The organism is Paenibacillus sp. LS1 (genome assembly GCF_026013365.1).
Taxonomy (GTDB): Bacteria; Bacillota; Bacilli; order Paenibacillales; family Paenibacillaceae; genus Paenibacillus.
In genome coordinates this window covers 771,011-797,798 of record NZ_JAPDOE010000001.1, presented here as the reverse complement: position 1 = coordinate 797,798, position 26,788 = coordinate 771,011, and the positions used below count along the sequence as shown (strand labels likewise).

Annotated in this window: 27 protein-coding genes and 1 riboswitch; of the genes, 17 read left to right on the top strand and 10 right to left on the bottom strand. The window is 45.7% G+C overall.

Going from position 1 to position 26,788, the window contains the following annotated elements:
* The first annotated feature begins 1 nt into the window (after nt 1).
* Nucleotides 2-676: a 3D domain-containing protein gene (locus OM416_RS03260; protein ID WP_264926963.1), complete on the top strand. Its 675-nt coding sequence runs from the start codon at nt 2-4 to the stop codon at nt 674-676.
* Between the two features lie 104 nt (nt 677-780).
* Here OM416_RS03260 and OM416_RS03255 read toward each other — a convergent pair whose 3' ends face one another.
* On the bottom strand, nt 781-1,572 hold the full coding sequence (locus tag OM416_RS03255; protein WP_264926961.1) for a polysaccharide deacetylase family protein: 792 nt from the start codon (nt 1,570-1,572) through the stop codon (nt 781-783).
* Between the two features lie 153 nt (nt 1,573-1,725).
* Here OM416_RS03255 and OM416_RS03250 point away from each other — a divergent pair, with 153 nt between their 5' ends.
* From OM416_RS03250 to OM416_RS03230, 5 genes are all read left to right on the top strand, one after another.
* On the top strand, nt 1,726-2,067 hold the full coding sequence (locus OM416_RS03250) for a hypothetical protein (RefSeq protein WP_264926959.1): 342 nt from the start codon (nt 1,726-1,728) through the stop codon (nt 2,065-2,067).
* 112 nt (nt 2,068-2,179) lie between these two features.
* Nucleotides 2,180-2,851: a PspA/IM30 family protein gene (locus OM416_RS03245; protein ID WP_076331579.1), complete on the top strand. Its 672-nt coding sequence runs from the start codon at nt 2,180-2,182 to the stop codon at nt 2,849-2,851.
* 95 nt (nt 2,852-2,946) lie between these two features.
* Nucleotides 2,947-3,348: a DUF350 domain-containing protein gene (locus OM416_RS03240; RefSeq protein WP_017688100.1), complete on the top strand. Its 402-nt coding sequence runs from the start codon at nt 2,947-2,949 to the stop codon at nt 3,346-3,348.
* 23 nt (nt 3,349-3,371) lie between these two features.
* Nucleotides 3,372-3,878 (top strand): DUF4178 domain-containing protein, encoded by a 507-nt coding sequence (locus OM416_RS03235; RefSeq protein ID WP_264926955.1) that lies wholly within the window; start codon nt 3,372-3,374, stop codon nt 3,876-3,878.
* A gap of 11 nt (nt 3,879-3,889) precedes the next feature.
* On the top strand, nt 3,890-4,636 hold the full coding sequence (locus OM416_RS03230; RefSeq protein WP_264926953.1) for a DUF4247 domain-containing protein: 747 nt from the start codon (nt 3,890-3,892) through the stop codon (nt 4,634-4,636).
* Nucleotides 4,637-4,748: 112 nt separating this feature from the next.
* Here the strand turns inward: OM416_RS03230 and OM416_RS03225 are convergent, their stop codons facing one another.
* Nucleotides 4,749-5,039 (bottom strand): HNH endonuclease, encoded by a 291-nt coding sequence (locus OM416_RS03225; RefSeq protein ID WP_264926951.1) that lies wholly within the window; start codon nt 5,037-5,039, stop codon nt 4,749-4,751.
* Between the two features lie 173 nt (nt 5,040-5,212).
* On the opposite strand from OM416_RS03225, the gene glp reads away from it, so the two are divergent.
* The gene (gene glp, locus OM416_RS03220) at nt 5,213-6,481 is read left to right on the top strand and encodes a gephyrin-like molybdotransferase Glp (RefSeq protein WP_264928786.1); all 1,269 of its coding nucleotides are present in this window, start codon (nt 5,213-5,215) and stop codon (nt 6,479-6,481) included.
* A 12-nt stretch (nt 6,482-6,493) separates the two neighbouring features.
* On the top strand, nt 6,494-7,018 hold the full coding sequence (gene mobB, locus OM416_RS03215) for a molybdopterin-guanine dinucleotide biosynthesis protein B (RefSeq protein WP_264926950.1): 525 nt from the start codon (nt 6,494-6,496) through the stop codon (nt 7,016-7,018).
* Between the two features lie 248 nt (nt 7,019-7,266).
* On the opposite strand, the gene xerS is transcribed toward mobB, so the two are convergent.
* Complete coding sequence (gene xerS / locus OM416_RS03210) at nt 7,267-8,373, bottom strand: tyrosine recombinase XerS (protein ID WP_076210138.1); 1,107 nt, start codon at nt 8,371-8,373, stop codon at nt 7,267-7,269.
* Nucleotides 8,374-8,551: 178 nt separating this feature from the next.
* Between xerS and OM416_RS03205 the strand changes: the two genes are divergently transcribed.
* From OM416_RS03205 to OM416_RS03190, 4 genes are all read left to right on the top strand, one after another.
* Nucleotides 8,552-9,040, top strand: coding sequence for a GNAT family N-acetyltransferase (locus tag OM416_RS03205; protein WP_145148348.1), 489 nt, complete (start codon nt 8,552-8,554; stop codon nt 9,038-9,040).
* Nucleotides 9,041-9,092: 52 nt separating this feature from the next.
* Nucleotides 9,093-9,866, top strand: coding sequence for an SDR family NAD(P)-dependent oxidoreductase (locus OM416_RS03200; RefSeq protein ID WP_264926944.1), 774 nt, complete (start codon nt 9,093-9,095; stop codon nt 9,864-9,866).
* Nucleotides 9,867-9,991: 125 nt separating this feature from the next.
* On the top strand, nt 9,992-10,885 hold the full coding sequence (locus tag OM416_RS03195) for an aldo/keto reductase (protein WP_264926942.1): 894 nt from the start codon (nt 9,992-9,994) through the stop codon (nt 10,883-10,885).
* A 623-nt stretch (nt 10,886-11,508) separates the two neighbouring features.
* A complete protein-coding gene (locus OM416_RS03190; RefSeq protein ID WP_264926940.1) occupies nt 11,509-12,855 on the top strand; it encodes an amino acid permease in 1,347 nt (448 codons plus the stop codon).
* 56 nt (nt 12,856-12,911) lie between these two features.
* Here OM416_RS03190 and OM416_RS03185 read toward each other — a convergent pair whose 3' ends face one another.
* The 6 genes from OM416_RS03185 to OM416_RS03160 form a co-directional block, all read right to left on the bottom strand.
* Complete coding sequence (locus OM416_RS03185) at nt 12,912-13,673, bottom strand: YqcI/YcgG family protein (RefSeq protein WP_264926939.1); 762 nt, start codon at nt 13,671-13,673, stop codon at nt 12,912-12,914.
* An 82-nt stretch (nt 13,674-13,755) separates the two neighbouring features.
* Entirely contained in the window at nt 13,756-14,382 is a 627-nt protein-coding gene (locus OM416_RS03180) for a LysE family translocator (RefSeq protein ID WP_062834846.1), read from the bottom strand.
* Nucleotides 14,383-14,521: 139 nt separating this feature from the next.
* Nucleotides 14,522-15,130 carry an urea carboxylase-associated family protein gene (locus OM416_RS03175; RefSeq protein WP_264926936.1) on the bottom strand — a complete coding sequence of 203 codons (609 nt, stop codon included), beginning with the start codon at nt 15,128-15,130 and terminating at the stop codon, nt 14,522-14,524.
* Between the two features lie 130 nt (nt 15,131-15,260).
* A complete protein-coding gene (locus OM416_RS03170; RefSeq protein WP_264926934.1) occupies nt 15,261-16,757 on the bottom strand; it encodes an amidase in 1,497 nt (498 codons plus the stop codon).
* A 315-nt stretch (nt 16,758-17,072) separates the two neighbouring features.
* A complete protein-coding gene (locus OM416_RS03165) occupies nt 17,073-18,053 on the bottom strand; it encodes a DMT family transporter (RefSeq protein ID WP_264926932.1) in 981 nt (326 codons plus the stop codon).
* Between the two features lie 144 nt (nt 18,054-18,197).
* A riboswitch (FMN riboswitch) is annotated at nt 18,198-18,351 on the bottom strand.
* An 84-nt stretch (nt 18,352-18,435) separates the two neighbouring features.
* Complete coding sequence (locus OM416_RS03160; protein WP_264926930.1) at nt 18,436-18,936, bottom strand: DinB family protein; 501 nt, start codon at nt 18,934-18,936, stop codon at nt 18,436-18,438.
* A 136-nt stretch (nt 18,937-19,072) separates the two neighbouring features.
* Between OM416_RS03160 and OM416_RS03155 the strand changes: the two genes are divergently transcribed.
* The 5 genes from OM416_RS03155 to OM416_RS03135 all read left to right on the top strand — a co-directional run bounded on the left by OM416_RS03155 (nt 19,073) and on the right by OM416_RS03135 (nt 25,420).
* On the top strand, nt 19,073-19,624 hold the full coding sequence (locus OM416_RS03155) for a CGNR zinc finger domain-containing protein (RefSeq protein ID WP_264926928.1): 552 nt from the start codon (nt 19,073-19,075) through the stop codon (nt 19,622-19,624).
* 120 nt (nt 19,625-19,744) lie between these two features.
* A complete protein-coding gene (locus OM416_RS03150) occupies nt 19,745-21,112 on the top strand; it encodes an amidohydrolase family protein (RefSeq protein ID WP_413775742.1) in 1,368 nt (455 codons plus the stop codon).
* Nucleotides 21,113-21,633: 521 nt separating this feature from the next.
* Nucleotides 21,634-23,070 carry an amino acid permease gene (locus tag OM416_RS03145; protein WP_264926924.1) on the top strand — a complete coding sequence of 479 codons (1,437 nt, stop codon included), beginning with the start codon at nt 21,634-21,636 and terminating at the stop codon, nt 23,068-23,070.
* A gap of 260 nt (nt 23,071-23,330) precedes the next feature.
* Complete coding sequence (locus tag OM416_RS03140) at nt 23,331-24,416, top strand: hypothetical protein (RefSeq protein WP_264926922.1); 1,086 nt, start codon at nt 23,331-23,333, stop codon at nt 24,414-24,416.
* Nucleotides 24,417-24,499: 83 nt separating this feature from the next.
* The gene (locus tag OM416_RS03135; protein WP_264926920.1) at nt 24,500-25,420 is read left to right on the top strand and encodes a tyrosine-type recombinase/integrase; all 921 of its coding nucleotides are present in this window, start codon (nt 24,500-24,502) and stop codon (nt 25,418-25,420) included.
* Nucleotides 25,421-25,714: 294 nt separating this feature from the next.
* Here the strand turns inward: OM416_RS03135 and OM416_RS03130 are convergent, their stop codons facing one another.
* The gene (locus OM416_RS03130) at nt 25,715-26,644 is read right to left on the bottom strand and encodes an L-lactate dehydrogenase (protein WP_036613729.1); all 930 of its coding nucleotides are present in this window, start codon (nt 26,642-26,644) and stop codon (nt 25,715-25,717) included.
* Nucleotides 26,645-26,788 lie beyond the last annotated feature (144 nt).

The following is a 26,788-nucleotide window of genomic DNA, read 5'->3' as shown; positions in this document are numbered from 1 at the left end:
CATGATTAACAAGAAACGTATAGCCAAAACAGCAGTAGCATTATTGACAACAGCAATGCTCATTCAAGCGGTTCCGGCTCACGCCGATTCAGTTCATGTGGCCAAAGAAGGGGATACCTTCTACACCTTATCGAAACAATATGGAGTAGCACTCAACACGTTGGTTAAAGCAAACAACGACATTTCGGCTTACAACATTTATGGTGGTTTGAAAATTACGATTCCCGGTAAGGCAAACAATGTTGCAGCTGCTGCGGCTACGGAGAGCAAGACTCAAGCGAAGACGGTTACCACAGCAAGCTTGGACGTTAACGCAGATAACAAAGTTGTTCAAGCCTGGGGCAAAACGTTTGATTACAGTAAAGCAGTGAACGTGAAAGCAACAGCATACTCTGCAGATCCGTCTGAAAATGGAGGATGGGGTGCTGTAGATTACTTCGGAAATGATCTTGAACTGGGTACGATTGCAGTTGATCCAAGTGTGATTCCACTCGGAACCAAAGTACTGGTAACCGGTCACAGCCATCCGGGATTGCCAAAACAGGCTTTTGTAGCTACAGCACGTGATGTGGGCGGTGCAATCAAGGGTCACCGGATTGATATCTTTATCCCGGGTAGCAAGCAGTCCGTAAGCACATTTGGTTTTCAGGATATCGAGCTGTACATTTTGAAGTAAAAAGTAATCATTCATCTAACCAATGCAAACAGGGTGTCTGCCAGTCGCTAACTTGCGATTGAACAGGCACCCTTTTAACATTGTCTTCATTTCCTATGAATATCCTAATCTTTGGCCTTTGGCAATCCCAGCATCTCGTCCAAAGTGACCAGTTCATATCCCCGGTTACGCAGTTCCTCAATAATCTCGGGTAAAGCCTCAATGGTGCCGTTCAGATTGGATCCCACACCGCCTCCTGCATGTTGCAGAACGATGGAGCCTGGTTTCACGGCGGATAGGATGTTATCTTTGACCTTTTCCTTGGAGAGGCCTTTCCAGTCCAATGAGTCAACATTCCAGTTTACAATGCTATAGTGTTGTTTGGCTGCCCATTGCAGCTGTTCTTCATTAATGTCTCCGTAAGGCGGCCGGATCATCTTGGGCGTATATCCTGCCAGGTGATGAATGATATCCCCGGTATGTAAAATTTGTTTGCGAAAGGCATTCATCGATAGCTTGCTGAACTCGGGATGATTGTAGCTGTGATTGCCAACCATATGACCTTCCTTAACCATGCGTTTCACCAGATCCGGATGTTTCTCAGCACGACTACCGACAATGAAGAATGTAGCTCTAACTTTGTATTTCTTCAACACATCCAGCACCTGGGGAGTAAACCGTGGATCGGGCACATCATCAAAAGTCAGGGCGACCTGCTTCGTTGAAGGACCATTGGTTTTGAACGTGTCGGCATATTTTTGACGTAACTGCCCCAATGTCAGTTGTTCTGCTTCCGCAGAATCAGAACCTGATACCGATTCACTTGGCGGGTTTGAAGCATTCCGCGATGAAGCTGGAGCATGATATCCTCCCAGAAAAATAACGATAACCATTAGCATAATGAGGCGTACGCGCATAATAACGGCCTCCTTTTCCAAAATGACGTTCTCCTTGGTATGCCCGGGGGTTTCATAAAATATGCGTAGTGTGAGAAGTTTCATTGCCGATAAAGCTCATGACAGCCATAATTCCTCCATATATAACATATAGAAAAGGATAGGTGGATGAGTATGAGTACATATGATTTGAAATCCATACGTTTACAGGTGATTGAAGCAGGAGAGGATAAGGTTTTTCTCGTTACGGGAGGAAAGGCGCATATTGGCGCGGTAGCCACGTTCTATGTGGATCATGAGCGCGTAAGCGGGACGACGGTACATATTCCGGGTCATAAAGAACAGGAGCTATGTGAGCGGCTTGCCCGAAAGGCTGCCCTACAGTTGAAAATAACAGTCACGGTGATCATGGGTATCCATTTTGATTCCATTACACGGATGCAGATCGACGAAATCGTGCAGACTGCAGAGAGGCTGATGGATGATCATCTGAACAAGGATAAACGATCTTCCTAACATGAAGAACAATCGCAAGTTTTGATTTTATTTGCTAAAATTGAAACGAGTTGTAGATTGTTACGTATGTATGTTTATATACGATGTAATATCGACTAGGAGGAATAACATAATGTCCATTTTCAAACGATTGCGTGATTTAACAATGTCTAACATCAACGCCATTATCGACAAGGCAGAAGATCCAATTAAGATGACGGACCAATATATCCGTGATATGCAAGAGGATCTGGAAGATGCAGAGAAAGCAGTAGCTGCACAGATTGCCATTGAGAAGAAATTCAAGCAGCTATTCGAAGAGCAGGAAGCTCTTGTGAAGAAACGTGAAGAGCAGGCGCATACGGCGGCACGTGCTCAGAATCTGGACCTGGCTCGTCGGGCTCTGGAAGAGAAAAAGGTTGCTGAAGAGAAGATGGCTGAGTACAAAACCAGCTATGATCAAAACAAGGCTTCTGCAGATAACCTGCGTGGCAAGCTTGACGAGATGCGTAAGCAATTGACTCAAATGAAGAACAAACGTGAGACATTGGTAGCCCGCTACAATGCAGCGAAAGCGCAAACGGAAATCAACAAAGCGTTGAATGGTTTTGGCTCCGATACGGCAAGTGCTGGCATGAAGCGTATGGAAGAGAAAATGATGCAAATGGAAGCTCAAGCTGAAGCAAGCAACGAAATGTCTTCCAAAGGCAAATCTTTGGACGAAGAGTTCGAGAAGTTGGGCAAAGATCAGGCTGTTGAAGACGAACTCGCAGCATTGATGAAACAGTACGATAATAAGAACTAACACCTTGGTTGTCAGCAGGGTTAACCAGCGGAGGAGAAGAGCGTTTCTCCTTCGCTTTTAAATGCGGTTCATGTTGATATGTGGGGGCTGTGTAAATGGATTTGAACATTTTGGCGATGCTGGTCTGGACAGTATCTGGTTCGGTTTTGCTGTTTGTCTTGATGTATGTAGATTCACTGTTCACGAAATATAAGGATTTTGCTGAAGTTAAGGCTGGCAATATGGCCGTTACCACACGTATGGTGATGAAATTATTTGCGCAAGGTTACGTACTCGCTACGTCCATTTCGACGGCTGGTCATCTTGGAGAAGCATTGCTGGTCTCCGTTGTATCCTTTATCATTTTGTTGATTCTGGAGAGTGTCGTACACTTTATGATTCGCAGATGGGCCAATCTGGATCTGGATACCGGAATCCAGCAAGGCAAGACAGGATACGGGTTGTTCTCTGGCGCATTACATATCGTGGGCGCACTGATTATTGCAGCTTGTTTATAAGATAAGGAACAGGAGTAATTCTCATGAGTGTATGGAAACGAATTAAAGGAATACTAACGAAACCTGAACCACCGCAGGCAGAGAAAACAATGCTTCAGCTTGCACCTGGTGATATCTGTGAGGTTTCTCTGGTCACTTATGAAGTCGTTGGTCGGGTTCAAAATCGTGCTCGAAATGCGGTTGTGCTTACGCTCCAGGATGGTACCGCATTTCAATATTTGCATATCGAAGAACGGGAAATCACCCGTTATGCCTTATATACACCAATCGATGGCAGACTAGATGCACCTGATGAGGTGCCTACATTGCTGGACCTGGATGGACGCGCATATCATTTAGAGGAAGAGTATGGTGGCATGGTAACTACGGCAGGCAGAACGCCGTATGGCCAGGCTGGAGAACAATTGGTATGGCAGTATCAGTCGGATGATAATATGCTTCTTCGCGTGGAGTGGCAAGACAGAAGGTTTACACTGTATGAGGGTGAGTCCATTATTCCTGCGGATATCAAAGTGATTCGTTCGAGCTAGGAGAGGTTCCAATGAAAAAACGCTTGGCACATGGATTAAAATTAATGCTGGTCCTCAGCCTTGTGATGTCTCTGTTGTCCGCGTGCGGAGCACCTTCTGTTCAGGACACATATCCACTTGAATCGGTTAGTGGCAGTGGTAACTCAACGTCTTATGTGTACCGGGCTTCGGACCGCACCGTTCCGGAAGTGGCTCAGGAATTGTCTGACCAAAGACAACCGGATCAGATCTCGGCAGAGAACACGGAGCGTATGTTCCTCGTGTATCAGGACGAGTATTATCATCTGCAACAAGATCCGAACAAGCCGGAGGATACCTTGGTTGAGGTGGACTCAAAGGAGTATGTTCGGCAGAACTACGATTCATCTTTTTTACAAGGATACCTCACCGCCACATTAATAGGTAATCTGTTCGATTCTTTTGGCGGACGAGGCTATGGCAATTATCGGGGTTATACCAATAAAGATACGTATAAACCGAGTGCAGGCTCCTATCGCACACCAACAAGTAATGACAAGAAGGTTGCTCCACCCATTACTGTGGATCGAAAAGGTACAATCACAAGGCGTGGAAGCGATAAAGATACAAGCGTGGGATCTGGCGGAGGATTATTCAACCGTAACAAGGATCAGAGCAAGGGAACCATTGATCGCAACAAAAGCAGTGGTGGCCTGGGCGGCTTGTTTGATTCACCAAAGAAATCCTACAAAAAACCGAAAACCAGAGTGGGCGGCGGTCGCATTATGAGACGTAGATAACATCTAATCGTAAGCGTGGCTGTGCATCTAATAGTCTAATCCAAAAAGAACAGTGAAAAGGTAAGGCAGATTCATTTCTGCTGGCACATTACCTCTGGCTGTTCTTTTTGGTTTATGATTTGCGAACATGATTAGATTTGCGTACGCGTGGAATCGTTGAAGCAGGCTGTTTGCGAATCCAGCGGATAAATGGGATCATTCGTTCATCCTGTCTCAAGGAATGCAGGTCCGTAAGACCAAGAGTTACAAGATCACGATTGGTATATAACGAATGAATCTGTTTGTGGCAGGGAATGCACAGGTCGGCCGTAGGCAGAGATGTTCCTCCCATTTCTTTGGGTGTCAGATGATGAATGGTCGTATCCACAGGTTCTCTTCCGCATAATTCACATCGTTTACTCATGATGATGATCACCTCCCTTTATCATTTGTATTATGGGCATGTATGCTTGCTTTCATGTTCGATGTTGAGCGATGTACTTGTCATCTTACCGTATTCCGGCTACACTTTCTTAAACAAAGATATGTCTCTAGGAGGTAAGAATACTATTGAAACTAAACTCACACTCACCTGATATGACAACTGCCAAGTTCAACCGTACAGCTGTACAGGTGCCTGATGCCCAAGCCAAAGTAGCAGCACGAGTTACTTCAGGCTCTATAGAGAAAGTTAACCTTGAGTGTGCCCATGGACGTACACTTGCAGAGACGATTCAGGCACCTCATCCGTATCCGTTCTTCCGGAGATCGGGAATGGATGGATTCGCTATTTTAAGTACAGATACCATAGATGCATCGAGTGATCATCAAATCTGGTTTCGAGTAATTGATGAAATTCCTTGCGGCTACACCTCAGACCATACCATTGTTTCAGGCACGACTGCTCGCATCATGACGGGTGCACAGGTTCCGGAAGGTGCGGATGCGGTGGTTATGATGGAGATGACCGAGAGCAAGGAAGAGAACGGGGAACAGTGGATTGCATTGAAACGGCACATATTGTCGGGTGCTAACATCACACCCATTGGACTGGAAGTCCAAGAGGGACAGCAGCTACTTGAAGCAGGAACGATCATCAGAGCAGGAGAGCAGTCGGTGTTGGCGACTTTTGGCATTGCAGAGGTTCCTGTATTTCAACGTCCTAAGGTGGCGATATTCGCAACAGGTACGGAATTGCTTGATGTAGATGAGCCCCTGCAACCAGGTCGGATTCGGAACAGCAACAGTTATATGCTGCGTTCTCTGGTCGTTGAAGCAGGTGGAGAGCCGGTGATATATGGTTCCATTGCAGACGATGTGAATACAGCAAGGGCCAAACTGGAAGAAGCTGTTCAAGATAATGATATCGTGGTAACCACAGGCGGTGTTTCCGTTGGGGATTATGATATTATGGGCGAACTTGTGCTGGAAGAGCATGTGGAGATGTTGTTTAACAAAGTGACGATGCGACCAGGCAGTGTAACCACAGCTGCTGTATACAAAGACAAATTGCTTTTCGCGCTTTCGGGTAACCCTGGTGCTTGTTTTGTGGGCTTTAGTTTGTTTGTTCGTCCAACCATTCGTTCCATGCAAGCGGATGCGCATCCTTATTTGGAAGAATGGACTGCGATCTTGGAAGAAGAGTACACCAAAGTGAACAATTTTACACGGTTTGTACGTGGACGCACAGAGATCCGCAACGGAATGGTGTACGCGATATCGGCTGCTGCCCGTGTAGATGAATCCAGCGTGATGATTACGATTAAAGACAGTGATTGTCTGATTGTTGTTCCGCCTGAGAAAAAAGGGATTCCTGCGGGTGAGCAGGTGCGCATTCTCAAACTACCCTCAGGTCATATGAACTAGTTGATGACTACAATGAGTGGGAGAAAACCACATATCATACAGATCGTTGGATACAAGAATACGGGCAAGACGACCATGGCAGCCGCACTGATCGGGTACTTTTCTTCTATGGGACTTAAAGTAGCAGCAATTAAGCATGATGGACACGACCACTTTGAGATGGATCAAGAAGGAACGGATTCGTATCGATTTGGAGAGGCTGGGGCCTCGGCGGTGGTTGTTATGTCAGAGAAACGTACTGCAATTATGGAGCGACAGGTAACCAAGCTTGAGGATATGTTAATTCATCTGTCGGGTTATGATTGGATTGTTGTTGAAGGATTCAAAGATGCTTCTTATCCCAAATTCGTGATGGTTCGAGAAGTGAAAGATCTGACCTTGGTTGATCAGCTTAAAGGGGTAGTGGGTATGATCTCATGGCTACCTTCAGAGCAGTTTATAGAGCGGAGCACCGTAAGCAGAGATATAACATGGTACTCGGTTCATGAAACGGAGGATATAGCCAAAGCGTTGTTAGCGATGGTTGAGAGCGAGTGAAGGCAGAATCGTAAATTCGAATCGTAGAAACGTCAAGAAGTGGGATATTATGGTGGCTAGACATGATTGAATGTACAGAGAGCGTGATTGATTCTTTTTTTAAATATAACGTAATATTTATTATGTAAACTATAATTAATTCTACTTATGCTCTTCTTCTTGAATGATGCAAAAAAACAAAAAAGCAGCAGACCTTTCTCGGATCGAAATCCTTGATACGGCTTGCTGCTTTTATTATGTTAGGGATGTTACATCCCGTCGTCAGTACGACGTTCGATGGCTTCGGACATCGTTTTGTCGGTAAGGTGAGCATAGATCTCGGTCGTTTCCGTAGAAGCGTGTCCAAGCTGCTCCTTCGTTTTGTAAATATCATTTTGCAGATAATAGTCGGTTGCGAATGAATGGCGTAATTTGTGCACGGTCAAGTAGGGTTTGCCAAAGCGCTTGGCGTATTTCATGATCATGGCCTGAATCGCTCTTTTGGTCATTCGACTTCCTTCCGAGTCTCCGTTACGCAGAGCAATGAACAGGCCCTTCTCTCGCTTGGGCGTACGGTAACGTGATTGCCGCAGGTTCATATAAGTTGCGAGTTCGTCCTTGGCCTGTTCCCTGAAATAAACGGGTGTTTTGTACGTCTCATCATTGTTACCTTTGCGATAAACATACAGGAGTTTGTTGTTCAGATCGAGATCATCGACGTTTAGGTTCACGACCTCCGACACCCGTAAACCTGAATTGAGAATCAGGCTTGCAATGCATGCGTCCCGTTCTTTGTTGAGTTCATGGGAATACAGGGCCTGCTTGTTCTTCTCCATATCCACAGCGTAACCTTCAAGGATGTATCCGATAAATTCGAGAAGTTCCTCTTCCTCCAGAATTTTACCTTTGAGTTTGGCAGCGGTGTCCTTGGGTTTATGGGTACGCTTGATCTCGATTTTGGCCATAATGTTCCGCTTCAGCAAAGGGTAGAAATCTTCATCTTCCGCAATCTGGCTCAGGTAATGAAAAAGGGAGCGAAGGGAAGAGAGCTTGCGAGAGACGGTAATTCTGGAATTGGTTCCTTCTCGTTTGGTTGTGAGAAATAACCGATAGGCGGTAACTGAATCCATGCGAAGGACTTCCAGTTCAGTCAACGTAACTTCTTTATTAGAGCTTGCCTCGGATAGCCCTTCTGCTCGCAACCAACCGAAGAAAGCTTCGTAATCTCTTAAATATTCAAGCAGGGTAGAAGGGGAGAGATCAGGCAGCTTGTAGTCCATGAATTGCTGAACGAACCAAGGCATGGAAGGTAGTTTGTCATCCAGCTTGCGTCGATCAATCTCTTTTTGCACGTTGGTCAAGTTCGACACCTCCATCTGAAAAACATATAAGATTAATATTCAATTTAATAGTATTCTATGCTCTAGTGTACCATAATTTACATGCTCACAGCTTGTTCACCAAAGTAGGCAGTAAGTAGGGGATGCTTTCTTGCCCTTCGGCGCGTAAACCTTTAAAGTAATCAGTATACGTAGAGCAGAGGAAGTGAACCGGATGAATATGCAAATAGAACTGGTTCCCCGGGAACGCAGTCAGGTGATTCGGCATTTAATGCAATTTTATCTATATGATTTTACCAAATATCTGAATATTGATGTAGACAGTAATGGTATTTTTCCGGAATATCCGGGTCTGGAAGCATTCTGGACAGAAGAGGACCGCAAGTTTCCTTTTTTGATTACAAGTGATGGAGCACCTGCAGGGTTTGCTCTGGTTGAGAAACTGGAGCCTGGAAGTAAGGATAATGACTACTACTTGACTGAGTTCTTTGTGATGCAAAAATATCGGCGCAGTGGCGTGGGCACTCGGGCAGCCTATGAGCTGTTTAAACGTTTCCCAGGGAGATGGAAAGTGACTCAGGTTCGTAACAATGTCATTGCACAGGCGTTCTGGCGTAAAATTATAGGGGAGTATACGGGAGGCCGCTTTCGAGAAAAGTTCCATCCGGAACTGGGCAATCCAAGCCAATATTTTGTAACCTGATAATATCGGGGCTTCACTTACATATAAAGAATCTGATGAAGGAGTGAGTAACATGAACGTACCCACATTCAATCTCGATGGACAGACAGCACTGGTGACAGGTGCAGGGAGAGGGATCGGAAAAGCAATTGCGGTTGGACTTGCCCAGTCAGGCAGTGACGTTGTACTTGTATCCCGAACGATGAGAGAGATTGAAGAGACCGCTGCCTATATCTATGAACAAACAGGGCGTAAAGCGCTCGCGCTAACTGCAGATGTGACATCAAGAGAGCAACTGGAAGAGACGTTCCGAGAGGCGATCTCGGAGATGGGCAGTCTGGACATTTTGGTGAATAACGCAGGTATGAACATTCGCACACCAGCACTTGAAGTAACGGACGAGCAGTGGGAGACCATCATGCAGACGAATCTGAAGTCGGCATTCGTCGCTTCACAGTTGGCGGGTCAGCATATGAAAGAACGTGGGACTGGGAAGATCATCAACATCTCTTCGGTAGGTGGGCACACGGCTTTGCGGACAGGGGTTGTATATGGCGCGACCAAAGCTGCGTTAATTCATATGACCAAAGTGCTCGCGCTAGAATGGGGCAAGTATGGAATCCGTGTCAATTCAGTAGGGCCATGGTATTTCCGCACACCTCTGACCGAAAAGCTACTGGACGATCCCGAGTATTTACAGGAAATTGTAAGCCGTACACCGCTTCAGCGAGTGGGAGAATTGGAAGAAGTGGTAGGGCCGGTCGTATTCCTGGCATCGGATGCAGCGGGATACATAACGGGTCAGACGTTATTGGTTGACGGTGGGATGTCCATCTATGGATTCTAGATGAGTTGAGTTGTTGCAGTCTGAAAAAGTGGGTGGCATAACCAACTTATGGGTAATAACATAGGGGATTAATCTGTATTTCTATTTATCTGTACCCAATTCACTGAACTTGGAGGAAGATAACCATGGAACTGCGTAATTACGGAAACACAGGCATGAAGGTAAGCACACTTGGATTTGGCGGAGCGGAAATAGGTAAAAATGTATCGAAAACGGATGTAGCCACATTGCTCAACAGTGCGCTGGATGCAGGGTTAAATGTGATCGATACGGCTGAATGTTATGGTGACAGCGAGGAATTAATCGGTGAGGTGTTGTCACATCGGCGTGATGATTACTATTTGTTCACCAAATGTGGACATGCTGCCGGGATCGAAGGTCCGGATTGGGATGCCAAAGTACTGGAGCAGACGATTGACCGTAGTCTTAAGCGGTTGAAAACGGACTATGTGGATGTGATCCATTTGCATAGCTGCTCTGAAGAAGTACTTCGGCAAGGTGCAGTTATCGAGGTTCTTCAACGTGCCAAGGAAGCAGGGAAAACCCGATTCATCGGATATAGTGGAGATACAACGGATGCGCTATATGCGATTCAGACCGGAGTATTTGACAGCCTAGAGACCTCACTAAATATCGCAGATCAGGAAGCAATTGAACTTACTCTGCCTGAGGCGAGAAAAAGAAACATGGGTGTCATCGCCAAAAGACCTATTGCCAATGCGGCCTGGACGTATGAAACACTTTCGGAAGAGGCTTATCCATTTATATACTGGAAACGCTTAAGCGAACTTAACTATGGTTTTCTGGGTGAAGATGCTCAGGCAGCAGTGGAAACAGCACTGCGTTTTACGCTAAGCACCGAAGGTGTAGACACGGCTATTGTAGGAACAGCCAAACCAAATCGCTGGCAGCAAAATGCCGATCTTGTGGCTAAAGGAGCACTTCCGCAGAAACTATATGATGAGATTAGAGCACGTTGGGACGAAATCACCGGCGCTGACTGGACTGGCCGGACTTAAAATTTTAAATAATATTAGTGAAGTCGCCATGATGGCGGCTTCTTTTTTTGACTATCATAATATATTTTCAATATATGAAAAATTCATAATAGATATCGCAACTGAGGCTGTGAAAAATTTTAGAGAAGAATATTCATACTTCAGTCTAGCCCGAAAAACCGATGAGAACGGAGAGAAGAGGGGAAATCCAGAATGAAGCCCTACTAATTTTTCCAAATGAAAATTTTCACAAAAAAGCTGTTAGAATGAGACGGAAAATAGAGAGGGCCTGCGTTCGATATGAAAGAAATAACGACCTTAATTTTACTATTTCAACATATGAAAAATTCACAATAGAAAGATCATTTTCTCACCTTAGTTACCACATCACATAAAGTTTGATTAACGCTCCCACATGTACAAAAGGAGAACCACTCTAAGCTATAGAAGTCAACAGCTTTTTTGCGGATTTTACATGGGAGTGAACATAGTACATTTTGAAGGGGGAAAAAAAGCAAGGAATTTAAATCAACAACACTAATACATATTAAATATTATGTAAACTAATAATTCTTTTGGCAATGCAGACATAAAACCTCCATGACCTGTAAACCGTAAGGGGATAAGGCAGAAGGAGGAGCTTCATGAAAAGTCAGCTACACGGTAAAAAGGAAGACGATAAACTAAGTTGGATCAGCCTATCCTTGTTTGGCGCGGGTTGCACGCTTGGGACGGGATTTTTCCTGGGAACCAGTCTCGCGATTCATTGGGCCGGTATATCTGTACTCGTATTGTTGGTGCTTGCTGCGGCGGGGACTTACTTTGTATTTGGTGCGCTGGCGCAGATGACGGCAGATGATCCAAAAGAAGGTGCTTTTCGAACTTATGCTGGTGAAGCATTCGGACCTTGGGCTGGTTTTGGTAGTGGATGGATGTACTGGTTTTCCGAAATGCTCATCATGGGCAGCTCATTGACGGCACTTGGGCTCTTCTCTCAATTCTGGTTCCCCAAGTTTCCGCTGTGGGCATTCGTTGCGATCTATGCCGCTATCGGTCTGTTCATTGCTGCACTGGGAGCGAAGGGATTAACCAAAACGGAGAATATTCTTGCCGTAATCAAACTTGCTGCAACAGTTGCATTTATAGCTATAGCAGGAGCGGCTTGTCTGGGTTGGTTACCTGTAAAAGTGACGCCAGAACAATTAAAAAATGAATGGTTTCCGCATGGCGGTAAAGGGGTGTGGACCGGATTCATCTATGCATTCTTTGCTTTTGCCGGGATCGAGGTTATGGGCTTGATGGCAGCCAAATTGAAAGAACCGAAAGATGCAGTGAAATCAGGTCGAGTGATGTTATTATCGGTGAGTACACTCTATGTCATTGCAATTGCTTTGATTCTGTTGCTTGTGCCATCCAGCCAATTGACTCCAGATGAAAGTCCGCTTGTCAAAGCCATGTCAACCATTGGATTCACCGTAGTGGTCCACATTCTCAATGGAGTTCTGATTATTGCCGGATTTTCGACGATGGTTGCTTCGCTATATGCCATTACGTCCATGTTAGTGAAACTTGCAGAAGATGGAGATGCACCGAAGCTGTTTACGAAGACCTGGGGGAAAAAGGACATACCGCTTCAGGCACTGTGTTGCACAGCGGCCGGATTACTCCTGTCTACGTTGATGGCATTATGGATGCCCAAGAGCCTGTTTGAATATGTGACGACAGCAGGTAGTCTGGTATTGATGTATACATGGCTGCTTATCTGCATCACGTATATTAAAAAAATGAAGCCTGTGAAGTGGAATCGCATCAAAGTATGGATTGCCATGGTATTAATTGTGGCTGCTGTGGCTGGGACAGCAATGGAAAAAGCCAGCAGAACGGGTCTGCTGGCAAGTGTTGGACTTGTGGTGTTCCTTGGCATCATCACGTATGTTGTTCATAAGGTACGTGGCTCCAAACCGCCTAAGTCTGCACCATCCAGATCTTAAGCAACTTTCGTGGAGGTTACCCAACGTAATAAGAGTAAGTAATAAGTGATTTGAGATTATTTCGTCAACTTGCCCAAGGCTTGCTTCATCCGCATGAATGGACACTTGGAAGGTGTCTGCTCATCATCAGGTAGGAAATATTGTTTCCACTCCAGATTATCTTGCTGACCATACCACATCAGTGAAGGGTGAGCAGGAACGGCATCATAGGCAGCGAGACGTTTGCGGATCAAGGTTTTCATTTTGCGGCCAAGCGGGGTGTTGTCATTGATGGATTCGAATACCCACCGTGGTTGAAAAGCAAACATGAGATAAGGAAAATGCCGACTAGCTCTGAGTTCATGTGCGGGAGTTGCGCAAAAACAAAAGTAAGGCTCTCCGCCAAAGCAAAACTCCCACGATGAATCATGAGGATCGGTTGAAATATGTTCCGGCCACGGCTCGGTATCATGTGAACTTACCCGATTAAGCATTTGCCAGAATAAGGTCTGATATTGCTCTACCGTTGTGTGATCTTTCAGATCGCTTGGTGTCTCACAGATTACGACCATGGAAGCGTAATGACCTGTGTCTCTGGATAGAGGACCATACTGTCTGAGCAGATCGGCCATATCTTCAGCAGCATGTTCAGATCGCGGGTCACACGTAAAGCCGTACCTCAAATGTCCTGATAGAAATCCCATTCGTCCAGGTACACATGGATACGTGTTATCTTCATCGGCGATCATACTGGCAAATTGCGAATAAGCGTCCTGCTGCCAAGATGGAAGACGCTCAAGCAAACTATTTATTTCGTCGGCACTATACAGCTCCGCCATTGATTCCCAACTCCATTCCACATGATACCGTTACAGTATTAATGTGGAGGAAGTTGGGTGACTGTCCAGCCTGATTTTGTTGTCAGAAAAAAATGGAACGCACGGCTTCGTAACCAAAATACAGCCCGAATCCGATTAAACAGATTCCCGAAATGATAGAGATCCAGCGCAATACGTTCTCACTGCTATGTTTGTGGAATCGGCTGGCCATGCCAGCCATAATGACATCCCACAGCAGGATGCCAATGAAAATGCCTGAACTGTAGAGTAGCAAATGAGCGGTATCCGTATGTTTCACAGTTGTCGCAAGAATGGAGCCATAGATACCAAGCCAAAATAAAATATTAAGTGGATTGGACAGGGCCATCAAAAAGCCGGATATAAACGATTTCCGAACAGTCGCCTCCGCAGTAGATGTACCTTGAATGCCTTGTTTCAGCTTCGAGAGCGTTTCCACTCCCGTGTAAATGAGAATAAAACTGCCAAAGGACCAGAGAAAAGAGCGCATGAACGGCGTGTCCAAAAAATGGGCAACTCCAAAATAAATCAGCAGCATATACACCAAGTCTGCAAACATGGCACCGAGTCCTAGAATCCAGGCGTGCATGAATCCGTGCCTGGCTCCGCGGTCAAGTTGAGCGGCGTTAATCGGACCGATTGGAGCGGATAATGAAATTCCCAGAATAATATAACTGAACAGTACAGACATAAACACGTTCACTCCTTAACGGGTTCGATGAATTGTACCAGTTGTCACAGAAAATGGGTACAAGTCATCGTATTCCCGCAAGGAGTGAATTAGAACAAACTACTTTTATCTCATACTGCGTCAAGGCCTTGTTATTCTGTTAAAGTTCCACATCCAATTGAATTGGGGTGCAGTTGTATCCGTTGCATGAGCTTTCTTCACAAGGACAAGCGGAGAGCCCAATTGTGAGATCCATTAATGCCTCCATCTCGATATAATCACCTGCACGAGAGTCGGGAGCTACAACATCAATCTTGCCTTCACTGTCTACAACGGACTTCATAAACAGGTTAAATGGATAGTGTTGATCCGGCGGTAAGATTCCAAAGGGTTCTAGTGCCGTGTTCAGATTGTGATAACAACTGGCGTGATCCTTTTTGTCGTATAACACCTCATACATCTCTGGACGACAAGCAGAGTTGAAGAAATCATGTACCCCAACGGTGTCACGGACAATCTTGAATAAAGGTTGATACTGATTGGAATATACAAATTGTCCTGGTTTAATTCGATAAGTACGCAATACGTCCATTGTCACGCCGGGATCCAAGCGATGGTTAGCATCCGTAGCATCATATGCCACAAAATCAATGACCTGCTGTCCCTCCAGATCTGTTATGCGTAGTAAAGAACCCTTGCTTACTTTGAGGGCATATCCCGTTTTGGCAGGGATACGAAAAGACTGCTTATGAGGCTGTTTGGTATTCATTCGTCATATTCCTCCGCTATTTTTTGTTTTCAGTATGCGGAGCAGACGAAGCTTTCATGCACTATTTTGGCAACACATTATACTCAGGTGGGTAAAGATTAATGGTAAGGATAGATACACGCTGAACGTTCTAAGCTGGAAACAGTGGGTTCCCTTTCATCCCGACCCAGAGGTCTGATTGTTCCAGCTGTGCCGCCAGATGTAATAACCAATCTTCGCGTCCCTTGGTTGCCATCACTTGAACGCCCATTGGCAAACCTTCTGGTGTCATATGCAGAGGTACACTTATCGCAGGCTGGCCTGTCAGATTCGCGAGCTGGGTGAACGGAGTATACGTAAGACTTGGCTCAAACATCTCATAGATGAGTTGCTGCTGTTGGGTCTTGTCCAATTCACTAATCCGCATGAGATTACGAATCTGTTCATCATGAGGTGTTAATTCTCCAATCTTGGGTGCAGAAAAAGCATTAACGGGTGTAACGTAAAAGTCGTAGCGCTCAAACAAATTGGACATCTGAGCAGCAGCTACATCCCATTCAGCCAGACTATGTACAAATTCCGCAGCGGACACCTTTTTGCCAGCTTCAGCGAGAACCCAGGATTCAATCTCCATATCCTCGGAGGTCAGAGCCCGGCCCATGGAGCGTTCCATAGAGGAGATCATCGCGGCCATCTCACCGCTGTTCATCATGTAGTAGTTCTCCATCAACCGGACTCCGTTCACAGGACTAAGTTTTTCTTCAACATGATGACCTTGTTTCTCCAACCAGCGAACGAGCTTGATTACCGATTCTTTGGCTTCTACGCTGACAGGTGTGCCCACAGGCGAATCTGTTGTATACGCGATTTTCAATTTTCGTTGATGTGGATAGCTCATATCTGCTAAGTAACTACCTGGAAAGAGTGGAGCATGGAACGCAGCTTCAGGCTGAATGATTTGCAAAGTATCGAGCAATGCAGCACTGTCCCGAACCGAGCGGGATAGTGCAAAATCAATCGACGCGCCTTGCCATTGGCGACCAACTCCCGGTCCTACAGGTGTCCGTCCTCGGGTTGGTTTTAATCCAAACAATCCGCTAAAAGAAGCCGGGATACGGATTGAGCCGCCTCCGTCACTGGCTCCGGCCAGAGGAACAATACCGGAAGCTACAGCGGCGGCGGAACCGCCACTTGAACCGCCGGGGGAGTGATTGATATTCCATGGATTGCGAGTTGCACCATGAAGACGGGGCTCAGTAATATTTTTCAAACCAAATTCAGGCGTATTGGTATGTCCTATGATGATAAAACCTGCATCACGCAGTCGAGTGACAAAATTGGAATTGCGTAATGCGCGATGCTCGCTGAACAAACGTGAGCCTGAGGTCAGAAATTCACCTTCCAAGGATTGAGAAATATCTTTCAGAAGCAGGGGCACACCCGCAAAAGGTTGTTCTCCAGGGCGAACCAAGCCAGCTTCCTCCCGTGAACGGGTTTCATATGTACGAATGACCGCATTAAGCTGCGGATTTACTTCTTCCAGGCGTGCAAACGCCGCTTCCAGCATTTCAACCGGGGATACTTCCCGGGATCGGATCAGTTCAGCCAAACCTACGGCATCGTAGGAGGTATATGAGAATGAAGACATTATTGATCGTTCCTCTCTGAATGTAATTCATCTGTTTATTCCATATGTCATCGTACCACCGGATTAGATAAAAGACAAAACATAGAAGGGATGTAGTGCGATGAAGTGGATATTCGGTATGAGAGGAGGGAGAAGAGCGGAGGGTTTCAGGTATTGAAATAAGGCACAGGGCGAATAGCTCATAATGCGAATTGAGAAAATGATCGATTAATATCGAGGGAAATAAAATAAAACCACTGCTCATCTAATGCGATGTGCAATGGTTTTATTTTATATTTGATTATTGGTTTATATCTGATTCTCGGATATATCCGCTTACTCTGTACGAAGCTTTGGTGCTGCATCGGCCGTAGTCGATGAGCGTTCCTGCTGTTTGGAGATGGCGAAGAGGGCCACCCAGATCAGGATAAAACCAAGCAACTGCTCCCAGGTAATCAATGTACGGAAAGCAATCCAGTTTACCAACACACCCGCCATCGGGAAGCTAAGTTCCGCGAGAGTTGCGACAGATGCTTTGGTTGACGAAAGACCTTTGTAGTACAACAGAAGACTGAGCAAACCTGGTAACAATGCCTGACCAAGAATGTTGAGGATGACAGCAGTCTGTTCACCCGTTCCGGACGGAAACGTCCATGCGGCACCTTCGTTCCACGTCATAAAGATCAGGAGCGGGAGAGCAACGACGAAGCGAAGGGAGGTGACAGTTTCGTAACGCGCCTGCCCCAGCATCAATCGTCCCATAACGGTTGAACCTCCCCATAAGGCAGCAGCCCCGAGGGATAACAAGCTGCCAGCATGGATCCAGTTGTCCCAGTTACCCAGTGGCAATGTGAAACCAAATGTAAGGAGATAAGTACCTAATAATGCAATGAAGAATAGTCCGCCGAAGCGACGTGGCAACGTTTCTTTCAATAACAGCTTAGCCAGTACGATGGCGAAGAGCGGCTGCATTTTTTGTAGTAACAAGACGGTGTTGGGATCATTATGTGTAAGTGCCATGGTGAACAATACCGTTGCCAGTGCCGATCCTCCCCATGAAATAAAGATCACGGCAATCCAGTGGCGTGCACGCAGATTTTTCAGGTCAGCCCGGAATTTCCACAACACGGGAATGGCAATAAGGCTTACGATGATATGTTCCACCAGTACAATCTGAGTGGATGTCATCGTATTTAACAAAATGATGCGGAAGAGTGGGTCGACACCCCATAGGGCGGCGCCGAGAACAACCAGCCAAAATCCGGTATTACTTCGTTCTTTGCGGTAAACGGTTGATGCAGATGATGTCTTTTCCATATTCAGGACTCCTTCGTCAGAACACGGAATCTTCAGTTGGCAAAATCGACAAAAGCCCCCGTTTTGGTATATACCAAATAAACCGGGGCTCATCCAAGGACATGCGTCAGGAAAGAGGCCTTCCCGTAAACGGCATGTCAATGTGCTGATCTTCTCTCATCCGGACTGTACCGTCGGCCTTGGATTCACACCAAGTCAGTCGCTAAATATCCTTCGTTAAGAACAAATAGCGAGTCGCGGGCTGGTTCCGAAGAACATCACCGCCGGTCGGGAATTGCACCCTACCCCGAAGATCCTATTCAATTATATAGTGTGTCGAACAAGCTGTAACATTAATAAGTTCATCTTATTCCTGTAAGCGCTAGCAGTTCAAGCATTTTTTTTAATAAACGATATTCCAGCTTCCTTGCTGTCTGCGAAGAAGCACGATCTGACCTGCGTGATACGCATCATGGAGTACCCAGCGAGCTAGTTCGTGTGCCCATTTCTCCTCGGAATCCATATAAGCTGCTTCAAGATCTGAATCCTGTAGTGCAGCCAATTGGTCACGTAATTGTTGGGCTAATCGAGTTGTACCCTGTAGCAGTGTATTCCAACCGGCTGCGTCCGTTGCATCTCCGGAATTCCCAAACGTGTACTCATTGGAGTCGACAGCAGGAAGGGTAGGCTCCTTACCTTGCATGCGACATAACAAGCGATGGTTGTAATAATACATATGGTTAACCAACTGCCAGATGCTTAATCCCCCTGAGGATGGAACCCAAGCTGCTTGTTCTGCTGTAAGACCCTCCAAGGATTTCGACAAAGGTACAATCCAGTTGCATTGATCCCAGGTATCATCTTTTTGAATAAGTAACACATCTAGTGCTGTTGTCTTCGTCATTCATGTATTCCTCCTTGAGTGCTATTGTGGTGTAACTAGCTAAAACATCTTAATAAGGTTACACTTAATATAACACATCAAAGATGAGTTGTAACCTTCTTTATTTAATTAGATGGTTACATGAACGGAGGTATATATGGACAGGTTATGGACCGATTTTGTAAACAGCGATTATCACGACTGGCGTGGGGGAGATCGATCGGAGGACAGACTTGGGAAGGCGAACTGGCAGCAAGATTTTCTAGAACGATGGCAACTTAACGCTTCTGTCCCTGCGTCCCCAGAAGATGAGTTGTCGATGAGGAATTTCAGGAATGAATTGATAGCTCTGGGAGCCCGCTTGTCTTCTGGAGCATCATTAACGGATATAGAAAAACAATGGTTGAACTCCATTATGGAAACAGGGCATGTGAGAAGAAAGTTGACTACCATTGAACAGGAACTGAAGCTCCAATTGGTTGCCGTAGAAGCTCATTGGCATCAGGTTATGGCTGAGGTAGCTGCTGACTTTGCCATGACTTTGGTAAAGGGAGAAGGCGGCAGGATTCGGATCTGTGATAATTCGGATTGTCGCTGGATGTTCTATGATGATACCCGAAGCAGAACACAGAAGTACTGTGATGATAAAATGTGTGGCAATCTGATGAAGGTCAGAAGATTTCGGGCGAAACGTAAATCCCAAAATTGATAAATACTAACAATAACTATATAATGTATATATACTAGCGAAAAAATAGTCAAAAGCAGTACGGATTCGTAAGCAGGATGTGATCGTCTTTCAAAACAAATTAGATGGGAGATGTTTCTTGTGCGGACAAGTTATCTGTTGAAAAATGGCTGTGTGTTATCGATGGATGCTCGAGTTGGACAGTTTAATAGGGCGGACGTTCTGATCCAAGATTCGCTGATCACGGCGATCCAGCCCGACCTGGATATTCCGGATGTGGAAGTCATTGATGCTTCATCTATGATTATTATGCCTGGGCTGGTGGACACGCATCGGCATGTGTGGGAATCACTGGTCAAAACAGCGGGAACCAACTGGTCCTTGCCAGTCTATTTGCAAAATCTCTATTACGGTGCGATGGGGAGTAAGCTCCGTCCACAAGATAGTTATATTGCCAACCTGCTCGGTTCTTTGGAAGCGCTTAATGCAGGAGTGACGACTGTGTTGGATTGGAGCATGCCATATTCTTCTGAGCACACGGATGAACTGATTCGTGGACTTCAGGATGCTGGGATTCGGGCGGTATTTGCTCATGGAGTGCCTGGTGAGACGAACTACTGGAATCGCGATAGTGTGCTCACGTATTCGAATGATGTGAGAAGAGTCAAAGAGAAGTATTTTTCATCACAGGATCAATTGCTTACTTATGGGCTGGCCATTCGTGGTCCGGAGTTCAGTCATTGGGATACAACCGTGAAGGAGATCGAGCTAGCCAAAGAGCTGGATGCCATCTGTTCCATGCATGCCGGATTTGGCAGTTGGGGAGCTGTAGATCGTTCTATTAGTCACTTGTATGAAGCGGGGTTGTTAAGTCCACGAGTGAATATTGTTCACGGTAACACCATGGGCATGGATGAATACAAAATGCTGGCGGATAGCGGCGCGTCCTTGTCGGTTACACCTGAGGTTGAAATGATGATGGGTCATGGATATCCGGCCACCGGCTATTTTCTTGAACACGGAGGGACCCCTACACTTGGCGTAGATGTTGTGACGTCCACAGGCGGGGACATGTTTTCCCAGATGAAGTTTGCACTTCAGGCTGAACGATCCAGAGCGAATGAACAACTTCTGCAGCAGGGTGAGATGCCTGGTGAGTTGAACTTGCAGTCCAGCCAAGTACTGAGATTTGCAACTTCAGCTGGTGCCCAAGCATTGGGTTTGGAGCAGAAGGTAGGAACGCTGACCCCAGGAAAGGAAGCGGATCTGATCATGATTCGTACCACCGATCTGAATCTGTTCCCTGTCCATGATCCGATTGGTGCTGTCGTTCAATTTGCCAATCCGTCCAACGTCGATACGGTATTTGTGGCAGGCAGACTCGTGAAGCGAGAGGGTAAGCTGTTGAATGTTGATCTGGATGCGATTCGTCATGCGGCGATGCAGAGCAAAGATTATTTGTTATCCCAATACCGGATGTCGGACGCGGAGAGAATTGCTTTTTCGTGAATCATTTTTTCATAAAAATCTGAAATAAGGTCAGTTCGTATTTTCATATACACCTCTACCTATATTACGAAAATGAAGGGCCGCATAATGCTATGTGGCTCTTTGACATGCCTGCATATCGTCAAATTAGACAGGATAAGGTAGGATAGGACAGCGGAAAAAGACGAAAAGAGCTCTCATTTTCTTAACTTCATATAACAGAGAGTTAAAGTTCTTTTTCTTGGAAAATAAGACTCGTAAAAACTGCGCATAATATAAATTATGCGCAGTTTTGTTTTAAATCCATTTTCATATTCATCCACGTGCAACAGATCATGATAATTTTCGCGGAAAAAGAACAAAATAAGTGATCTTCAAAAATAAATTTAACCAAGCAACGCGATAACGTGTAGAATTCGATAGGTTTTTATAGGTGATCGATAAGATAGAACAAATGACTTTTTCATAGAACAGATGGGAAGCCATCCAATCTCTGCTACATCCATAGCACATTCAAGATTCATGACGAGAGGAACATGACTATGCGTGAGAACGAACAACGATCTTCATTATTTCGTAAAAAACCAATTGCCTCGGAGGGCGATAACAACAGTGCATTGAAACGGGCGCTCGGTCCGCTGGACCTAACCACACTCGGGGTAGGTGCCATTATTGGTACAGGCATTTTCGTACTGACCGGTGTAGCTGCCGCAACGTATGCTGGCCCAGGACTTGTACTGTCATTTTTGCTGGCAGGTATCATATGTGCCTTCGCCGCATTATGTTACTCGGAATTTGCATCAAGCATACCGGCATCGGGTAGTGCGTATACGTATAGCTATACGGCTTTTGGCGAAGTGATTGCCTGGATTCTGGGATGGGATCTGATATTGGAATATGGATTCGCGAGTGCGGCGGTAGCTAGCGGATGGTCGGGCTATTTTCAAACGTTATTGTCCGGATTTGGGTTGGAGTTACCCCATGCGCTAACGAGTGCGTTCAGTCCGGAAAAGGGAACCTATTTTGACATCACAGCTGCGGTCATTACGTTAATTATCACTTTTCTGCTTACCCGAGGGGTGAAGGAGGCGGCTTGTGCGAATGGCATCATGGTAGCGATTAAAATTATCGTGGTGCTGATCTTCATTGGTGTAGGTGTTTTCTATGTAGAGCCAACCAACTGGCAGCCATTCTTGCCTTTTGGTATCTCAGGCGTAACAGCTGGAGCAGCGACGGTATTTTTTGCCTACATCGGATTTGATGCGGTCTCCACTGCGGCAGAAGAAGTTAAGCGGCCACAACGAGATTTACCGATCGGGATTATTGCTTCACTCGCGATCTGTACCGTTCTCTACATCGTTGTATCATTGATCCTCACAGGGATCGTGCCGTATAACATGTTGAATGTAAGTGATCCCGTTGCGTTTGCATTTGAATTTGTTCAATTAAAGGGATTGTCCTGGATTGTATCTCTTGGAGCGATTACCGGTATTACGACTGTATTGCTGGTCATGATGTATGGTCAGACACGTTTGCTCTATTCCATGTCTCGTGACGGACTGCTGTCACCGGTCTTCTCCAAGGTTAGTGGCAAGAGTCAGACACCAGCGGTAGGGACATGGGTTGCGGGCATTATCGTTGCTCTGTTCTCCGGGTTCATCTCACTGGGACATCTGGCGGAGCTTACGAACATCGGAACGTTGTTTGCATTTGCAGTCGTAAGTCTGGGCATTATCGTGTTGCGTAAAAATAACCCGGATCTCAAACGTGGCTTCCGTGTTCCACTTGTGCCACTGATTCCGATTTTGAGTGCCTTGGGTTGTGTATACCTGATGACACGCCTTGCGGCGCTGACATGGATTACGTTCTTTGCTTGGTTGATCATCGGATTGATTATCTACTTTGCGTATGGACGGCATTACAGTCATTTGAATCCGGCACGCCGGATCTCCAGTGCTTTCAGAGCGAAGGATAAATAGATTAATCGAGAACGTCTTTAACCGAGAACATCTTCATTTTTCCTCATTTCGTATCGCTTAGGCGAAGCGGGATGGGGATTTTTTTTATATAGAAAGATAAAGGAAGATAACAGCAGGGGAAGGTTGGAATTTTCTTCATATATGGGTAAGTAATAAGGGGCGTGACAAACTTAATCAAGGAGCCGGGGTTGCGGCTAAGTCAAATATGAAATATATTTGGGGATGTGACATGCCATCAGACATAAGAGAGGGGATGTATCATGAACACACCATTACATACGAATTCAGATCATCAAAATGCAGCTTTTGGATTTGCGCTAGCTGACTCAGCTGTACTTGCCGAGGCTCAGTTGCTTGTCTCAGATTCGGGGAATTCACAAGCCTTACAGTTGGATATTGATCCGCAGCGCCTTCTGAAGGATGGACGTAAAGTATCTGTCATTGCACAACAGTTGGATTCACCCGTCGATCGTCAGGATGCCAATATCATCTATGGTCAGGAGCTAGCATATGTACAATATGCTGTTAACCTGAAACCGGATAGCACGATCTCCATTGCTTCTATTGAAGGTGTTGAACAGCCTGTAGATCTTGGTTGGTCAGAATTTACATCAGGGGAATATGAACTTCGAATCTCCCTGCACATGAAAACACCTCGTATCGCTGAAGGTACACTTGAACCTGAACAACTTGCAATGGTTAAGTATGCGCAGGTGATTACCGTATATATATCGCTTTTTCCAGCAGAATCAGCGTCGTTGGCTTTGCCATCTCAAGCTGTGTGGAGCAGAAACCATCATGTATTTGACTCCTATGGCAGAGGGGGATTCATTCTTGCTGACCTGCCTCGTCTCGCTAAGCGTGTGGAGGAACTGATTGGAACGGGTAACCATAATCTGATCGAACAATTTGCGGAAGGGAATCTGTCGGATACGTTGCTGGTAGAGGGTCTGATGGCGATGGCCTGGGGCGTGACTCCATGGTGTTATTCGCTCTATTCTGCACCAGACGAGCCATCCGCTCGAATGCTTGCCGTGGACAAACTGGGCGATGAACCTGAACGGCAAGGGGTCTACCATATCGATCCATCCATTCAGCAACTGAGTATCGTGCCCGCGAATGAACTGGCATACTGGCCCGCTTGTGTTCGTGTTCAGAACGATTGGCCTGTCATTGATGTGGCAGGTGAAGGCGAAACGTTGCATATGGATCTATATACTCAAATCTGTGAATCCGTGAATGGGTTGCACGAAAATCCATTGCCATCGTTTGTACTTACCCGTAGTCAGGGGAAACCCGAAACGATCATTCCACTGATTGACGTTGTTATTGTAGATGAAGTATAGGGTCTCTATTCAGCTTAGGAAGGTCGTAGTATCAGCGTAAATAATCTTAGTCAATTTTAACCGAATCGAGGTGACGTAAACAGATGATGACTGAGGAGATCCAGGAGCAATATGCGGACGAGCTAGAAGCTTTTCACATATGGATGAAGGACGCCGGATATACAGGCCATACGGTAAAATCATACACAGGTGACGTAGTGGAATTTCTGGACTCCATTCAAGGAAAGTCACTGGAGCAGGTCAAAAAGCTGCATGTGTTGTCATTTCTGTCCCGCGCTCGGGAGCGTGGGGTTAGTGATGCCACGAGAAATCGCAAACATGCGGCGGTGAACTGTTTTTACAAGTCCCTCATTGAACTCGAATTGTTAACGAATAATCCGGCGTTTGGGATCAAGAAATCCAAAACCGAAAAAAACCGTGCACCCGTTTTCCTTGATGAAAGTGGGTTGACACGTTTTCTGGAGTCGGTGGAAGGCAAGTATCGTACACGTAATCTGGCTGTTTTTCTGCTGATGGGATATATGGGATTACGGGTTGGAGAAGTGCATGCTCTGGATTGCAAAGACTATAACGCGGAGCGGCGTACATTGGATGTATTCGGTAAAGGCCGGAAATGGCGCTCGCTTCCTGTACCAGAGACCGTCGCAGACGTGTTATCTCAAGCTATGGCTGAGCGTCTCGATCCTTGGCGACCGAAAGAGGAAGCACTATTTGTCTCGCAAAAAGGGAAGAGGCTGTCGATTCGCAGCATTCAGCTCATATCTACGGAAACTTTTGAGCGCTTCCAGCAGGAATCACCGGCGAATCAACGTCAAAATTACTCCAGTCATAAGCTGCGTCACTCGTTCGCGACGATGATGTTGCGGCGGGGAGCTGATCTGCGCACGGTACAGGAGTTACTTGGTCACGCATCAATTCAAACGACTACCGTCTATACTCACGTAACCAGCCGTGAAAAAGAAGAGGCTATGGCGTTGCTGGACGTTAAACTTCCGACATATTAGAAAAAAACGATATATAAAACGATATATAATCTGAAGAAAAGTCTCTCCAAGTGACAGACTTTTTTGTGTTTCATTTGGAAAGAGTGAAAATAAAAAAAACATAATTAATATTATGTAAACTAAAATAAAATCTTATATCTTGAATAGTCATTCTTATAATCCAAATCAAACCAAAGAACCATGCGCCTCTCCTCTCTAGAAGAAACAAATGGTCCTTTGGGCTAGGACAGATATCTTGATTCATAACGTTTAACGAGCTGAATCGTTCACGATATGAAGGATTGTGTGGCTAGATTATTCGAGTCCAGCGATCTGTTCTTTTAATTTGTTAGCAGAAGCCTGGAAAGCCACTTTCTCGGTTTCGTTCAACGGAAGAGGCAGAATTTCGCGCACACCGTTGCGATCTACGACACAAGGAACGCCGAGATAAACATCTGATACACCATTGTAGTCTTCAAGGTACGTGGATACGTTCAGAACGGAGCCTTCGTTGCCGAGAATTGCAGCTACAATGCGGTCCAGAGCAAGGGCGATTGCATAGGAAGTCGCGCCTTTGGCATTAATAATCTCATACGCTGCATTTTTGGTACGATCGAAGATATCCTGTTGTGTTTCTTCATCTAATTCCAGGTCTGTTCCTGCAACGTTAGCCAAGCTCCATACCGGTACTTCGGAATCGCCATGCTCACCAATAATGTGGGCATGAATACTACGCGGGTCGATCCCTTTATTCTTACCAATCAGGTAACGGAAACGTGCGCTATCGAGCAATGTACCCGAACCGATGACACGGGAAGCAGGCCATCCGCTTTGTTTCCATGAAGTATAGGACAAAATATCTACAGGGTTGGTTGCAATCAGCAAAATACCATGAGAATTCACTTCAGTAATACGCTCAATAATATCTTTGAAAATGCTTGCATTTTTCTTCAGCAGATCAATCCGGGTTTCGCCCGGTTTCTGGGAGGCACCCGCTGTAATAATAATGATATCTGCATCTTTGCAGTCGGAGTAATCGCCAGCCCATACTTTCACGCCACCGGTAAACGGAAGACCGTGGTTCATATCCAGCATTTCGCCGGTTGCCTTATCATGATTCACATCCACAAATACCAACTCGGATGAACGCTGTCTCAACATTAGCGTGTATCCCGTTGTTGTTCCCACCGCACCCATGCCTACAATCACGACACGACTTGGTTTCAATGCTGCACTGTTTGTCATGTTCATATCCACTCCTTTTGGGTTATACTCCCATCCATATTAAGGGATTACAGAATATAAAGCGAGTATTGTCTATAAAATAGTTCACATTTCATGTCTTTTTACCAATTATTCCGTCGAAAAACAGTTTAGGATGAAATTAAT

Coding starts and splice junctions, on each gene's coding strand:
- OM416_RS03225 (WP_264926951.1), bottom strand. CDS start 5,039: ATGAGTAAACGATGTGAATTATGCGGAAGAGAACCTGTGGATACGACC.
- OM416_RS03260 (WP_264926963.1), top strand. CDS start 2: ATGATTAACAAGAAACGTATAGCCAAAACAGCAGTAGCATTATTGACA.
- OM416_RS03170 (WP_264926934.1), bottom strand. CDS start 16,757: ATGTCTTCATTCTCATATACCTCCTACGATGCCGTAGGTTTGGCTGAA.
- OM416_RS03230 (WP_264926953.1), top strand. CDS start 3,890: ATGAAAAAACGCTTGGCACATGGATTAAAATTAATGCTGGTCCTCAGC.
- OM416_RS03175 (WP_264926936.1), bottom strand. CDS start 15,130: ATGAATACCAAACAGCCTCATAAGCAGTCTTTTCGTATCCCTGCCAAA.
- mobB (WP_264926950.1), top strand. CDS start 6,494: ATGAGTGGGAGAAAACCACATATCATACAGATCGTTGGATACAAGAAT.
- OM416_RS03195 (WP_264926942.1), top strand. CDS start 9,992: ATGGAACTGCGTAATTACGGAAACACAGGCATGAAGGTAAGCACACTT.
- OM416_RS03165 (WP_264926932.1), bottom strand. CDS start 18,053: ATGGAAAAGACATCATCTGCATCAACCGTTTACCGCAAAGAACGAAGT.
- OM416_RS03240 (WP_017688100.1), top strand. CDS start 2,947: ATGGATTTGAACATTTTGGCGATGCTGGTCTGGACAGTATCTGGTTCG.
- OM416_RS03140 (WP_264926922.1), top strand. CDS start 23,331: ATGAACACACCATTACATACGAATTCAGATCATCAAAATGCAGCTTTT.
- xerS (WP_076210138.1), bottom strand. CDS start 8,373: ATGGAGGTGTCGAACTTGACCAACGTGCAAAAAGAGATTGATCGACGC.
- OM416_RS03130 (WP_036613729.1), bottom strand. CDS start 26,644: ATGACAAACAGTGCAGCATTGAAACCAAGTCGTGTCGTGATTGTAGGC.
- OM416_RS03135 (WP_264926920.1), top strand. CDS start 24,500: ATGATGACTGAGGAGATCCAGGAGCAATATGCGGACGAGCTAGAAGCT.
- OM416_RS03245 (WP_076331579.1), top strand. CDS start 2,180: ATGTCCATTTTCAAACGATTGCGTGATTTAACAATGTCTAACATCAAC.
- OM416_RS03235 (WP_264926955.1), top strand. CDS start 3,372: ATGAGTGTATGGAAACGAATTAAAGGAATACTAACGAAACCTGAACCA.
- OM416_RS03190 (WP_264926940.1), top strand. CDS start 11,509: ATGAAAAGTCAGCTACACGGTAAAAAGGAAGACGATAAACTAAGTTGG.
- OM416_RS03200 (WP_264926944.1), top strand. CDS start 9,093: ATGAACGTACCCACATTCAATCTCGATGGACAGACAGCACTGGTGACA.
- OM416_RS03205 (WP_145148348.1), top strand. CDS start 8,552: ATGAATATGCAAATAGAACTGGTTCCCCGGGAACGCAGTCAGGTGATT.
- OM416_RS03155 (WP_264926928.1), top strand. CDS start 19,073: ATGGACAGGTTATGGACCGATTTTGTAAACAGCGATTATCACGACTGG.
- OM416_RS03250 (WP_264926959.1), top strand. CDS start 1,726: ATGAGTACATATGATTTGAAATCCATACGTTTACAGGTGATTGAAGCA.
- glp (WP_264928786.1), top strand. CDS start 5,213: ATGACAACTGCCAAGTTCAACCGTACAGCTGTACAGGTGCCTGATGCC.
- OM416_RS03145 (WP_264926924.1), top strand. CDS start 21,634: ATGCGTGAGAACGAACAACGATCTTCATTATTTCGTAAAAAACCAATT.
- OM416_RS03255 (WP_264926961.1), bottom strand. CDS start 1,572: ATGCGCGTACGCCTCATTATGCTAATGGTTATCGTTATTTTTCTGGGA.
- OM416_RS03160 (WP_264926930.1), bottom strand. CDS start 18,936: ATGACGAAGACAACAGCACTAGATGTGTTACTTATTCAAAAAGATGAT.
- OM416_RS03180 (WP_062834846.1), bottom strand. CDS start 14,382: ATGTCTGTACTGTTCAGTTATATTATTCTGGGAATTTCATTATCCGCT.
- OM416_RS03185 (WP_264926939.1), bottom strand. CDS start 13,673: ATGGCGGAGCTGTATAGTGCCGACGAAATAAATAGTTTGCTTGAGCGT.